The organism is Flavobacterium aureirubrum (genome assembly GCF_038739835.1).
GTDB classification, from domain to species: Bacteria; Bacteroidota; Bacteroidia; order Flavobacteriales; family Flavobacteriaceae; genus Flavobacterium; species Flavobacterium aureirubrum.
In genome coordinates this window covers 50,664-63,109 of the sequence record NZ_JBCGDO010000017.1, presented here as the reverse complement: position 1 = coordinate 63,109, position 12,446 = coordinate 50,664, and the positions used below count along the sequence as shown (strand labels likewise).

Annotated in this window: 13 protein-coding genes; 5 read left to right on the top strand and 8 right to left on the bottom strand. The window is 34.3% G+C overall.

What is annotated here, in order from left to right; all coding sequences use genetic code 11:
* Positions 1-27 precede the first annotated feature (27 nt).
* From WFZ85_RS12280 to WFZ85_RS12255, 6 genes are all read right to left on the bottom strand, one after another.
* Positions 28-495, bottom strand: coding sequence for a DUF2062 domain-containing protein (locus WFZ85_RS12280; protein ID WP_342696593.1), 468 nt, complete (start codon positions 493-495; stop codon positions 28-30).
* Positions 492-1,319 (bottom strand): universal stress protein, encoded by an 828-nt coding sequence (locus tag WFZ85_RS12275; protein WP_342696592.1) that lies wholly within the window; start codon positions 1,317-1,319, stop codon positions 492-494. Before WFZ85_RS12275 ends, WFZ85_RS12280 begins: the two co-directional genes overlap by 4 nt.
* Before the next feature lie 63 nt (positions 1,320-1,382).
* Complete coding sequence (locus WFZ85_RS12270; protein ID WP_342696591.1) at positions 1,383-1,817, bottom strand: DUF2062 domain-containing protein; 435 nt, start codon at positions 1,815-1,817, stop codon at positions 1,383-1,385.
* Between the two features lie 351 nt (positions 1,818-2,168).
* On the bottom strand, positions 2,169-3,017 hold the full coding sequence (locus WFZ85_RS12265; RefSeq protein WP_342696590.1) for an alpha/beta hydrolase family protein: 849 nt from the start codon (positions 3,015-3,017) through the stop codon (positions 2,169-2,171).
* Between the two features lie 473 nt (positions 3,018-3,490).
* Positions 3,491-3,682: a cold-shock protein gene (locus WFZ85_RS12260; RefSeq protein WP_342696589.1), complete on the bottom strand. Its 192-nt coding sequence runs from the start codon at positions 3,680-3,682 to the stop codon at positions 3,491-3,493.
* A 254-nt stretch (positions 3,683-3,936) separates the two neighbouring features.
* Complete coding sequence (locus WFZ85_RS12255) at positions 3,937-4,185, bottom strand: TFIIB-type zinc ribbon-containing protein (RefSeq protein WP_342696588.1); 249 nt, start codon at positions 4,183-4,185, stop codon at positions 3,937-3,939.
* A 262-nt stretch (positions 4,186-4,447) separates the two neighbouring features.
* Here WFZ85_RS12255 and WFZ85_RS12250 point away from each other — a divergent pair, with 262 nt between their 5' ends.
* The 3 genes from WFZ85_RS12250 (at position 4,448) to WFZ85_RS12240 (ending at position 8,010) form a co-directional block, all read left to right on the top strand.
* Positions 4,448-5,032, top strand: coding sequence for a non-canonical purine NTP diphosphatase (locus tag WFZ85_RS12250; protein ID WP_342696587.1), 585 nt, complete (start codon positions 4,448-4,450; stop codon positions 5,030-5,032).
* A gap of 117 nt (positions 5,033-5,149) precedes the next feature.
* Positions 5,150-7,075, top strand: a complete 1,926-nt coding sequence (locus WFZ85_RS12245) for a DEAD/DEAH box helicase (RefSeq protein WP_342696586.1) — start codon at positions 5,150-5,152, stop codon at positions 7,073-7,075.
* Between the two features lie 167 nt (positions 7,076-7,242).
* On the top strand, positions 7,243-8,010 hold the full coding sequence (locus WFZ85_RS12240) for a carboxypeptidase-like regulatory domain-containing protein (protein WP_342696585.1): 768 nt from the start codon (positions 7,243-7,245) through the stop codon (positions 8,008-8,010).
* On the opposite strand, the gene WFZ85_RS12235 is transcribed toward WFZ85_RS12240, so the two are convergent.
* The gene (locus WFZ85_RS12235) at positions 8,007-8,672 is read right to left on the bottom strand and encodes a TrmH family RNA methyltransferase (protein WP_342696584.1); all 666 of its coding nucleotides are present in this window, start codon (positions 8,670-8,672) and stop codon (positions 8,007-8,009) included. The genes WFZ85_RS12240 and WFZ85_RS12235 overlap by 4 nt on opposite strands.
* A gap of 58 nt (positions 8,673-8,730) precedes the next feature.
* Between WFZ85_RS12235 and WFZ85_RS12230 the strand changes: the two genes are divergently transcribed.
* Both WFZ85_RS12230 and purB read left to right on the top strand, forming a co-directional pair.
* On the top strand, positions 8,731-9,435 hold the full coding sequence (locus WFZ85_RS12230) for an SIR2 family NAD-dependent protein deacylase (RefSeq protein ID WP_342696583.1): 705 nt from the start codon (positions 8,731-8,733) through the stop codon (positions 9,433-9,435).
* A gap of 115 nt (positions 9,436-9,550) precedes the next feature.
* Entirely contained in the window at positions 9,551-10,894 is a 1,344-nt protein-coding gene (purB, locus tag WFZ85_RS12225; RefSeq protein WP_342696582.1) for an adenylosuccinate lyase, read from the top strand.
* Here the strand turns inward: purB and WFZ85_RS12220 are convergent, their stop codons facing one another.
* Positions 10,895-12,208, bottom strand: a complete 1,314-nt coding sequence (locus WFZ85_RS12220) for an ammonium transporter (protein WP_342696581.1) — start codon at positions 12,206-12,208, stop codon at positions 10,895-10,897.
* Positions 12,209-12,446: the final 238 nt, after the last annotated feature.

The following is a 12,446-nucleotide window of genomic DNA, read 5'->3' as shown; positions in this document are numbered from 1 at the left end:
GTTTTTAAAATTTAGTACAATTTGCATTTAAATAATGTTGGCATTTTTAAATGCCCGTCTTTTTTTGACTATGAATTTAGTTAAGAAATATATAACTAACGCGGTGACTGTGCTCACTATTGTGGAACCTATTAGCATAATATAACCTAATTTTGAGAAATTTTGATACCAATTTTCAGTGTCGAATTTGATATTGGTTTCTATAAAATAAGTGCCAACTTTATAACTTAGTAATAAAAGCAACGGACTCGTTAGCGGGTTTGAAATAAAGGCCGCAGAAATGGCTACTAATAAATTAAACCGAAAGATTTTATAAAGCAATACAGATAAAACAGTGCTTAATCCAAAAGTGGGAAACACACCCCAAAAAACTCCGATAGCTGCACCTAAAGCAATTTCATGAGCGCTTCCGCGCGCATGATATATTTTTAGAGCATTGATTTTAAATTTTTTGAAAATAGTTTGGATAAAGTTTCTGCTTTTTGCTACTGTCATTTTGAATAAATCAATACAGGTACTTTTGTGGTGTATGTTAATTCTGCTGATTTACTTGGCAGAAAAATACTTTCAAAAAATCCTTTTTTTCTGTTGGTAAACATGATTAATAATTCAGGTTTCGATTTTTGTACGTAGGCCGTAATTTTTTCAACAAGCGAAAATTCTAAGTTGTTTTTTTGAATATTCAACTTTATATTTTCAAATGCTGTTGTATTGAATAATGCTTTGTTTTTTTCAAATTTCTTCTTATCAAAGAGAATTGACGAATAATGCAAAACTTCTAATTGCATAGCTGCAGGTGTAGTAAGTTTTGAGATTTTGGTTAATTCGCTTTTTATATTTTCAAAATCGGACAAATAAGTAGCTCTTTTTAAAGTTTTGGATCTGTAATGACTTGGTATAACCAAAACAGGAACGTCAGAATTATTGACGATATAGGAAGTATGTGTTCCCATAACTTTTCTAAACATACCAGCGCCTTGCGTTGCGATACATATATAGTCCATCTTATTTTTTTGTGCAAATTTGATTATTCCACTTTCTGTTGAAAGACAATTATCGACTACGCATTTTACAGCATCAAAACGCTCTTTATCTTTCAAAACCGAAAAAACAAATTTCCTAAGTTCCGCGGTAAGACGCTTGATTTCTTCCTCTTCATAACTATGATAAAAACGTTCGTTCCATCGGGTGGGTTTCATGATGGTAAGTGCGTGATAGAACACAATCTCAACATTGTCAGCTTGGTTTGCTAATGTTTGTGCAAATCGAATGGCACCTTTTGAATTTGTTGAAAAATCGGTAGTAACTAGTAGTTTCATATTGTTTGTTTTAATTATTGTTTTAGTAATTTGCTTATTGTGGTTTATTTTTGTTGTTAACGATTAATCTTTATTATTTCTAATATAAATTATAACATACCTAGTAATAAAATAGGTCACTACGCTGACGAAACTACTGACCGCTAATGCTCCAATAAAAACGGAATAGCCAGCTTCTTTCAAATTCGCAGACCAATTATGCATCTCGAAACGGACATTGGTATTGAGCAGCATTTCACCAGTTTCAAAACTTAGCAACATAAAAACTGGACTTGTAAGTGGATTAGAAATTAAACTTCCGCTTACTGCTGCTAAAATGTTGAATTTAAAAAACCTGTATAGTAAAAGAACGATTACAAATCCTAATCCAAATGATGGAAAAACGCCAGTAAATGCACCCAGTGCTGCTCCTGATGCTATTTCGTTAACACTTGATTTTTCTTTGGCTAGTGCCACAAATTTTGTTTTAATCTTCGTTGTGATACTCTCTTTTATCATGCCCGCGTTGTAATGGCGTTAAATTTATTTTGTCTGTTTGTTCATCAATTAGTAAACGCTACAACACAACAATATCTCGTTGTGCCATACACAAAGTTAAGAAACCAGGTTTACAATTAATAGGATTTTAACATGCTTTATAGACATAATATGTACTTATTGCTAAACATTTGTTAAAAAATAGTTTTAGAAGAGGGGTAAAATAGTATAATCAATAATTTTAGGGATGGTACAGAAAACGTTCCTAATTATTCCTCCGCAATTCCGTAATCGAGTTCAATTTTTTATTAGCTAAAAAAAAGAAATTAACAATTTTATAGATATGAAGAAAACAGGGTAGTAATGTGCCGCTTATTCTAATCTACTTGTAATAAAGTTATTGAACGCACTTTTTGCAGTAGGGTTTTCAAATAAAGAAGAATGTCCACTTCCAACTATTTCAACAAACTGACTGTTTTGACAATTTGTACAATTTAAAATATCTTGCTTAAAAGTGGGCCACGAGTACATTTGAATAGGTGAGTCAGCAAGACCCTGTATAAATAGGATGTCAGATTTGAAACCGCTAGTAAAATTTAGTAATGACCTTTGAAAATACGCATTTGGATTACTCACAGTTGTGCCATACACATTTCTTAATTGGCTACAAACCGCTCCCGATTGAATTTGCCCATTCTCTTCTAGTTGACATCGATATACAAGGTTTAATGGTCCCGGAGCATTAGCAATGACACCGTCAGTTTGGTGCATAGTGTTGAGCCGTGTAACCAAATAGCCACCTTGAGAATGTCCACCTAAAAATATTTTTTTTACTGTGATACCTAATTCTTGATTAGCGCTGTTTTTTAACCATAACAAGGCTGCTTCGGCTTGAACAATGTTGTCACCCAATAATAAATTTTCTTGGGGATAAGCTACGCTCACAATCATCATATTTTCACTGACTAAAATATCCTTGAATCTGTCAAGTGTTGTATTGGCAGCAGTCAATATATTACTGTCATTAAGCACTGTGCCATGAAATACTAATAAAACATCCACTTCATTCAAAGCAGGTTTGTCAATTACAATATCGACATCTATATTGTTATAGGTTATTGTTCGAGTTTGTCTATAAGCAATAGGAGAAGTAGGCGATGGTTGTTGTTTATCATTATCGCAAGAAATCATAAAAAGCATAAGAAAAAATAGTAATCTCATAGATTTAAGTATTAAAAAAAGACTTTTATTTTTTCTAGGTGTTTATAACAATTAGTCAAAATGTGCACCATCGCTAAACATTATAATTAAAACCAATATAAATTGTTATAAAAGAAAATAACGAAGTAAAAGGATTTCGTTGATTTTACAGCTCTAAACAAACAATATTCTTGTAATGAATAAGAATTTTAACACTAAATTGAATAGTATATTATATTATTTGAACTAGTAATTGCTATAAAACAATATGTTTCATTCACTATTTTTTAGCAAATGTATGAAAACTAGAGTATAAACAAGATATATTGCTATCTAAAAAATTGAAACTAGATGTTTTTTTAAAACTATATATGTCCGTAAACTTTACAGTAATAGTGATAATGGCGGTAAAGAATTTATTCACACAAAAGTTATGAAATAAAAAAAGGACAATCTTTTGAGATTGGCTTTCCATTTTTCGGTAAAAATATATCTTAGATAACGTTTACGTTTACAGCTGTTGGTCCTTTTTGTCCGTTTTCTACAGAATAAGACACTTTATCATTCTCACGCACCACACCGTTAAGGCCTGTAGCATGAACAAATACATCTTGACCACCACCATCTGGTGTAATAAAACCGAAGCCTTTTGCTTCATTGAAAAATTTAATTGTTCCTTCGTTCATAATATTGATATTTAATAAAGCGCAAAGATAGTTTATATTATTGACTTTTCATTAAAAGTTTAAAATAATTAAAATATTTTTAAAATTACTATTATTTTATTGAAAACATTCTAAAGTCTTGAACAGATATCACAATTCCCAATAGGATTATGGGTTGTAACTTCTTTAACATGTCAATTGCTTTATTATTTACCGCGCGGTTTACTTGATATAAGATGGTAAAATTACATCGCGATACTGGATCAAGCAAAAAACTAAAAGTCAAACAAATCTCCCAAAAACCCTTTATTTTTCTTATGTCGATAGTCACTTTCCTTGGAGTAGTACTTGCGGTCGGCATAGTTATCTATTGGAATATTTTTAACATTTTGAGTAGAGCGTTCTATAATTTTATCGAGTTCTCCTCGATCTAACCAAACGCCACGACAATCAGGGCAGTAATCAATTTCAACTCCACTGCGGTCTGCCATTACTAAACTTACATTACAATTTGGACATTTCATAAAATTTATTTTATCGTTAGTTTTAACTATTTATTGTACTATGTTATTACTGATATTAATTTTCCTTTTGAACAAATCTAATTATTTAACTTACTACTTTCAGTTAAAAAAACTTTAAAAATTTGTTTGTATTATCGCATTATATTTTATAAGTAAACAACCAATTACATTGCACTCGCATTTTTAATTTAATTACAACTAAATAGTGTCACTTTAACGCAGTTATTAAAATTGATTAATTTTACACACAAACCAAAATAATATGCAACTCGTTTTCGCATCTAATAACCTGAATAAAATTAAAGAAATTCGGCTATTGTTACCCAAAGATATTGCCCTTTTGAGTTTGGAAGACATAGGTTGTTTTGATGAAATTCCTGAAACCTCTTTTACTATAGAGGGAAATGCTATTCAAAAGGCCGATTATGTTACTCAAAACTATGGTTATAATTGTTTTGCGGACGATACCGGATTAGAAGAGGATGCTTTAAACGGTGCGCCAGGTGTTTACTCTGCTCGTTATGCAGGAAATCAAAAAGACTCAAACGACAACATCAGTAAGCTTTTAGAAAATTTAGCAACTGTTACTAATAGAAAAGCCAATTTTAAAACTGTTATTTGTTTGAATTGGAATGGAAAGCAACACCTTTTTACAGGTATAATTCATGGTCAGATTGTTGAAGAAAAAAAAGGCAGCAATGGTTTTGGTTACGACCCCATTTTTGTTCCGGATGGTTATAAGCAAACCTTTGCTGAACTTAGTTTAGAAGAGAAAGCAACGATAAGTCATCGTGGACTAGCGGTCAAACAATTGGTAGATTTTTTGGCACAAAAACACGAATACTAGTCATACAATCTTCGTAAACACCTATTTTAAAATTGTAACTAATTAATTATCAATAAACAGCAAATTAGTTTATATGACAGTTAAAGAGTATCTTTGCACAAAATTTTAAAATACTTTATGAATAAATTTGAACAATTAGGTCTGAATGAGTCGTTACTGCTGGCGATCAAAGATCTAGGATTTGAGAATCCGTCAGAAGTGCAAGAAAAAGCCATTCCAGTCCTATTGGAACAAGAAACAGACTTAGTCGCTTTAGCACAAACAGGTACAGGAAAAACAGCAGCTTTTGGTTTTCCACTAATACAAAAAATTGATGCTGAGGACAGAAGCACACAAGCACTTATTTTATCGCCAACACGCGAATTATGTCTCCAAATCACCAACGAAATTAAGCAATACTCCAAGTATGTAAAAGGATTACACACAGTGGCAGTATATGGTGGTGCGAGTATTACTGAGCAAGCTAGGGAAGTAAAACGTGGCGCACAAATTATTGTGGCAACGCCAGGAAGAATGCAAGACATGATTAATCGTGGATTGGTAAACATTAAAAACATCAACTATTGTATTCTTGATGAAGCCGATGAGATGTTAAATATGGGTTTCTATGAAGATATTGTATCCATTTTGTCAGATACTCCAGACGAAAAAAGGACGTGGTTATTCTCTGCAACAATGCCTACTGAAGTAGCTAGAATTGCAAAGAAATTTATGCACAATCCTGCCGAAGTTACAGTAGGAACGAAAAATTCAGGTTCGGCTACGGTTTCGCACGAGTTTTATTGTGTGAACGCTCGCGATCGTTACGAAGCGCTGAAAAGACTAGCCGATGCTAATCCGGATATTTTTTCAGTTGTTTTTTGTAGAACTAAACGAGACACACAAGCCGTTGCGGAAAAACTAATTGAAGACGGTTACAACGCTGCAGCTTTACACGGTGATTTATCACAAGCGCAACGCGATGGCGTGATGAAATCGTTCCGTGGAAGGCAAATCCAAATGCTTGTTGCCACCGATGTTGCAGCACGCGGAATAGATGTTGATAATATTACTCACGTGGTAAACTACCAATTACCAGATGAAATAGAGACCTACAATCACCGCTCAGGAAGAACTGGTCGTGCCGGTAAATTAGGTACTTCTATCGTGATTATTACTAAAAGTGAAATCCGTAAAATTTCGGCAATCGAAAGAATTATTCAGCAAAAATTTGAAGAAAAAACAATACCATCTGGCATTGAAATTTGTGAAATACAGTTGCTTCACCTTGCTAATAAAATTAAAGACACCGAAGTTGACCACGAAATAGACAGCTATTTACCAGCGATAAACGAAGTACTAGATGGACTTTCTAAAGAAGAATTGATTAAGAAAATGGTATCGGTAGAATTTAATCGATTTATCAATTATTATAAAAAGAAACGCGATTTATCGGGGGAGAAAGGGGAAAGAAGCGAACGCAATTCAGAACCAAGAGAGATTAGAGCTGGAGATCCAGTTCGTTATTTTGTGAATATCGGTTCGCGTGATGACTTTGACTGGATGCAATTAAAAGATTTCTTAAAAGAAACACTCGATTTAGGCAGAGATGATGTGTTCAAAGTAGATGTTAAGGAAGGTTTTTCTTTTTTCAACACTGATGGTGAGCATACGGAGAAAGTAATGTCCATCTTAAATGGATATGACATGAACGGTAGAAGAATTAACGTAGAAATTTCTAAAAACGACGGTGGAAGCCGCGATAGACGTGACCACAATGGAAGAAGTGGTGGCGGCGAAAGAAGAAGTTCAGGTGGATTTGGCGGAAGAAGCAGCGCACCAAGAAGTGGTGGAAGTTTCGGATCGAGATCAGATAGCCGCGAACGAAGCGCATCATCGCGACGTGAAGGTGGTTTTAGAAGTGAAAGGTCATCAGCGCCGCGGAGAGAACCAGGTTCATCACAAAGAGAAGGCAACGCACCACGACGTTCTGAAAGCAATTCCGATAGACCAGCTGGTCGTTCTTTTGATGATGCGAAAGCGAGAAGACCTCGAAAAAGCTAAAAATATATCAATCATATTTAAAATTCCAAATTCCATCAATTTAGTGTTGGAATTTGGAATTTGCTTTTTATAAAAATACAAAGTTTTGTTAATTTTGTTCTAATTCTAATTGCAAACTGCAAAATATCTTAAAAGAGTTTCATACTTTTAAACCATCAAAAGTGGCTATGAAATATTTTACAGTTTTCTTATTTTTTTTTCTTGCAATTAGCACCAAAGCGCAAACTACTACATCAGCTCAAAAAGTCTCTGGAACTATCATTAATGATAATAATTTGTTACCCATTGCTAATGTAAATGTTATTAATATCAATAAAGTGAAAGGAATTGTAACCAATGCGAGCGGTTTTTTTGAACTTGAAGTTAGTGTGAGTGACACGCTTCATATTTCTTCCTTGGGTTATCAATCTTTAAGAGTTAGAGTTACTAATGACTGGATTAAAAATGGCACTGCAAAAATTTATTTAACCGAAAAAGCCATTGCATTGGAAGAAATAATTGTAAAGAAGTACGATTTGACGGGTTACCTCGAAATTGATTCAAAGCTGATTCCAGAAAAAGAAAACTTCCGATACAGTATTTCTGGTTTGCCACAAGCTTATGAAGCTGGTGAAAGTTCGCCTAATGCCTTTACCCGAGTCTTGGGTTCCATCTTTAATCCCGCTGATATGTTGTATAATTTTTTTGGCAACAAACCCACGGAGTTACGACGATTAAAATCGATGAAGAAAGATGATACGGTTCGAAATCTTTTGGAATCTAAGTTTGACAGAGAAACCATCGCGGTTCTTCTAGGTGTGGATAAAAAAGAAATTGCCGAAATTCTGCAACGTTGCAACTATTCAGAGTCGTTTATTAAAACGGCCAATGACCTTCAGATTATGGATGCTATTAGTGAATGTTATGAGCAGTATAAGGTTTTAAAAAAGAATTAGGTTACATCTTTTGTAGAATAATACCGTTCTTCAATCCTATTGATATCTTTTATACTATTTTTTGCCCAAGCCAGTCTTTTTTCAAGTAGTTCGTCTTCAGTAAGTTTCCAATTAACATTCGACTGTCGCAATCGTGTAGTGATATCTTGAATAATTATCGCTGCAGAAACCGAAATATTCAAACTTTCAGTAAAACCTACCATTGGGATTTTTAAAAAACCATCGGCTTGTTGCAGTACTTCATTTGAAAGACCTTCTTTTTCGGTGCCAAAAAATAGTGCGCTTTTTTTAGTTACATCAAATTCATGAAGCAAACACGAGTCATTATGTGGTGTGGTGGCAATGATTTGGTATCCTTTGCTTTTTAGAGCTGCAATACAATTTGTAATGTTTTCAAACTTATTGATATCTACCCATTTTTGTGCGCCCATGGCAATTTCTTTATCAATATTTTTTCCAAAACGTTGTTCGATGATATTGATTTCTTGAATGCCAAAAACCTCACAACTGCGCATCACAGCACTAGTATTATGAAACTGAAAAACATCTTCAACTGCAATTGTGAAGTGCTTGGTTCGATTATTCAACACGTTTTCAAATCGTTCTTTGCGATTGTCTGTCAAAAATCCTTCGAGGTAATTCAGATAATCTAGGTCAATCATGATAATAGTTTTTGCCAAAAATAACAAAAATGCTTAGTTTTAAATCCAAATTATAATTATGAAGAAGAAACTAGTGGTTTTAACAGGTGCAGGAATTTCTGCAGAAAGCGGCATCAAAACCTTTCGTGATGCCGATGGACTTTGGGAAGGTCATAATGTAATGGATGTAGCTTCGCCTGAAGGCTGGCATAAAAACATGAAACTAGTTCTTGATTTTTACAATCAAAGACGAAGACAATTGCATCAAGTAAAACCCAATCGAGGTCATTATACTTTAGCGGAATTAGAGTCAGATTTTGATATTCATATTATTACTCAAAATGTCGATAATCTTCACGAGCAAGCTGGAAGTACAAAGGTTTTGCACTTGCATGGTGAATTGTTCAAAGTGCGAAGTGCCATTTCCGAAGTATCGAGAGGAAACCATGTTCTTGATTGGTATGATGATTTGAATATTGGCGATGTTGACGAAAATGGAAATCAACTACGACCACATATTGTTTGGTTTGGAGAAGCGGTGCCGGCATTTGATGAAGCCATTGCAATTACTACTACTGCTGATTATTTTGCTGTTATAGGAACATCGTTACAGGTATATCCAGCAGCTGGCTTGTTGCATTATACAAAACTAAATGTCCCAGTATTTTATATCGATCCAAAACCTACAACGATTTATGATTTATCAAATCCGTTGGAAATTATTCCGATGAATGCAACCGATGGCATTCCGTTTCTGAAAGGAAAGCTACTAAAAGAGAGTTAAAGATAGAAATTAGAATGTAGAATTTAGTTTATTTATATCTACTTTCTGCATTCTATTTTCTGTATTCTTAATTACTAATCACTATTTTTGCACTACAACAAAAACAACACAATAAATGTCACTAACTACTTTAAATGCCATTTCACCCATAGATGGAAGATATAGAAAAAGTACAAAATCTTTGGCGTCTTTTTTTTCAGAAGAAGCTTTAATAAAATACAGAGTTTTAGTAGAAGTAGAGTATTTTATTACCTTATGCGAGTTTAATTTACCCCAATTATCAGGAATAACTAAAAGTAATTTTGATGACTTAAGAAGTATCTATAAAAATTTTTCTACCGAAGATGCTTTAGTCATAAAAGAAACCGAAAAAACAACCAATCACGACGTAAAGGCGGTTGAATACTTCATCAAAGAAAAGTTTGAAACGCTCGGACTTTCGCGATATAAAGAGTTTATCCATTTTGGATTAACCTCTCAAGATATCAATAATACGGCGATACCACTTTCTACCAAAGAAGCATTTGAACAAGTCTATTTACCCAATTTAGTGGCATTAATTGCCAAGTTGAAGGAGTTAAGTGTAGAATGGAAGGACATTCCAATGTTAGCTAGAACACACGGTCAACCGGCTTCACCAACGCGGTTAGGTAAAGAGATATTGGTTTTTGTAGAGCGACTAGAAGAGCAAATGCGATTACTGTTTAATATTCCGTTTGCCGCAAAATTTGGTGGTGCTACTGGAAATTTCAACGCACATCATGTAGCCTATCCAACGATAGATTGGAAAAAATTTGGAACTAATTTTGTCGAAGGAGTTTTAGGATTGCAACATTCGTTTCCGACGACACAGATTGAACATTACGACCATCTTGCAGCCTTTTTTGACGCGTTAAAAAGAATTAATACCATCATAATTGATTTAGATAGAGACATTTGGACTTATGTTTCGATGGATTATTTCAAGCAAAAAATAAAAGAAGGCGAAATAGGCTCATCGGCTATGCCACACAAAGTAAATCCAATCGATTTTGAAAATTCGGAAGGGAATTTAGGAATTGCCAATGCTATTTTTGAGCATCTTTCGGCAAAGTTACCCATTTCACGGTTGCAACGCGATTTAACTGATAGTACGGTTTTACGAAACATTGGTGTACCAATTGGTCATACCATCATTGGATTTGAAGCAACCTTAAAAGGCTTGAATAAGCTACTTTTAAACGAACCGAAATTTGCGGAAGATTTAGAAAAAAACTGGGCAGTGGTTGCCGAAGCTATACAAACAATCTTGCGTCGTGAAGGGTATCCAAATCCTTATGAGGCATTGAAAGGATTGACGAGAACCAATGCTGCTATCACTAAAGAATCGATTCATGCATTTATCGGAACTTTAGAGGTTTCTGATGAGATTAAAGATGAGCTAATGCAAATAAGTCCAAGTAATTATTTGGGGATTTAATTACAAATATTCCCCATGCTGTGTAATATCCAATCCTAGTTCTTCCTTGTCTTCACTTACCCGCAATCTTGAGATTTTATTGGTAATAAAGAAAAGAACATAGGAAGCAGTAAAAGCAAAAACAGAAACTATAATTAAAGCACTAATTTGGTTGATGAAGAGTTTTGTTTCGCCAAATAACAATCCTTGATCTACAACAGCGGGATTTATAGCTTTCGAAGCAAAAACACCTGTCAAAACCATACCCGTCATTCCGCCAACACCATGACAGGCAAAAACATCAAGCGCATCGTCAATTCTACCTTTGGGAAATTTACTCACAGCGAAATTACTAACAATACTCGATACAATTCCGATGGTAATTGCATGTGAAATGCTCACAAAACCAGCAGCAGGAGTTATTGCCACTAAACCTACCACTGCACCAATACATGCGCCCATGGCTGAAAGTTTGTGTCCTAAAATTTTATCTAAAAATACCCATGCCATTGATGCTGCAGCTGCGGCAACGGTCGTTGTTCCTAGTGCTTGAACAGCAAGTCCATTAGCACCCATTGCCGAACCTGCGTTAAAACCAAACCAGCCAAACCATAATAATCCTGTTCCCAATAGAACGTAAGTAATTCGAGCGGGATTAACTTTTTGACTTTTTCTTTTTCCTAAAAATATTGCTCCAGCTAATGCTGCCCAGCCTGCACTCATGTGAACCACCGTTCCTCCGGCAAAATCTAAAACGCCCATTTTAAAGAAAATTCCATCCGGATGCCAAGTGCAATGTGCAAGTGGCGTGTAAACAAGCAAAATGAATAATACCATGAATAAAAGATAGGACCAAAAACGAATTCGCTCTGCAAAAGCACCAGTAATAAGCGCCGGCGTAATGATGGCAAATTTAACTTGGAAAAGGGCAAAAAGAAGCAAAGGAATTGTTGGTGCCAATGACCACGTTGAAGATGTACCAACATTATTGAAAAATAAATTCGAAATAGGATTTCCAATAATTCCACCTATAGATGGACCAAAGCATAAGCCATACGCGATAACTATCCATAAAACACTGACAATAACCATCGCCATAAAACTTTGAAGCATCGTACTAATCACATTTTTTTTACCAACCATTCCACCATAAAAAAAGCCTAAACCTGGTGTCATCAGCAATACCAGCGCTGTGGCTACAATCATCCAAGCTGTATCGCCGGTATCAAATTTTATAACAGCCTTCGAAGCAGCATTTTCGGGCAGCAGTGAGTTAGAAAAGAAAGTTAATATAATTAAAAGGGTTAAAATTATGCTTAAAACAATTTTTCTCATTGGATTGACTTTTTTGCAAAAATATAAATATTTGACAATTACCCATATTTAAAAGTGCTAAACTACAAATATTTTATATTTTTTTAATTCTTAACCCTGTTTTTTTATAGGGTAATTGATTGTTTTCACTATTTAGCATTAGTTTATTGACGTAAGCTATTAGTCGTCAAGATCGATTTGAGAATTTGCTTTTTTTTCGCAAGCAACATAATTTTTAACGGTTATTTAAAACTCATGT

What these genes read in the sequence shown, in the direction of transcription:
- WFZ85_RS12280 (WP_342696593.1), bottom strand. Translation starts at nt 495, where the DNA reads ATGACAGTAGCAAAAAGCAGAAACTTTATCCAAACTATTTTCAAAAAA.
- WFZ85_RS12275 (WP_342696592.1), bottom strand. Translation starts at nt 1,319, where the DNA reads ATGAAACTACTAGTTACTACCGATTTTTCAACAAATTCAAAAGGTGCC.
- WFZ85_RS12270 (WP_342696591.1), bottom strand. Translation starts at nt 1,817, where the DNA reads ATGATAAAAGAGAGTATCACAACGAAGATTAAAACAAAATTTGTGGCA.
- WFZ85_RS12265 (WP_342696590.1), bottom strand. Translation starts at nt 3,017, where the DNA reads ATGAGATTACTATTTTTTCTTATGCTTTTTATGATTTCTTGCGATAAT.
- WFZ85_RS12260 (WP_342696589.1), bottom strand. Translation starts at nt 3,682, where the DNA reads ATGAACGAAGGAACAATTAAATTTTTCAATGAAGCAAAAGGCTTCGGT.
- WFZ85_RS12255 (WP_342696588.1), bottom strand. Translation starts at nt 4,185, where the DNA reads ATGAAATGTCCAAATTGTAATGTAAGTTTAGTAATGGCAGACCGCAGT.
- WFZ85_RS12250 (WP_342696587.1), top strand. Translation starts at nt 4,448, where the DNA reads ATGCAACTCGTTTTCGCATCTAATAACCTGAATAAAATTAAAGAAATT.
- WFZ85_RS12245 (WP_342696586.1), top strand. Translation starts at nt 5,150, where the DNA reads ATGAATAAATTTGAACAATTAGGTCTGAATGAGTCGTTACTGCTGGCG.
- WFZ85_RS12240 (WP_342696585.1), top strand. Translation starts at nt 7,243, where the DNA reads ATGAAATATTTTACAGTTTTCTTATTTTTTTTTCTTGCAATTAGCACC.
- WFZ85_RS12235 (WP_342696584.1), bottom strand. Translation starts at nt 8,672, where the DNA reads ATGATTGACCTAGATTATCTGAATTACCTCGAAGGATTTTTGACAGAC.
- WFZ85_RS12230 (WP_342696583.1), top strand. Translation starts at nt 8,731, where the DNA reads ATGAAGAAGAAACTAGTGGTTTTAACAGGTGCAGGAATTTCTGCAGAA.
- purB (WP_342696582.1), top strand. Translation starts at nt 9,551, where the DNA reads ATGTCACTAACTACTTTAAATGCCATTTCACCCATAGATGGAAGATAT.
- WFZ85_RS12220 (WP_342696581.1), bottom strand. Translation starts at nt 12,208, where the DNA reads ATGAGAAAAATTGTTTTAAGCATAATTTTAACCCTTTTAATTATATTA.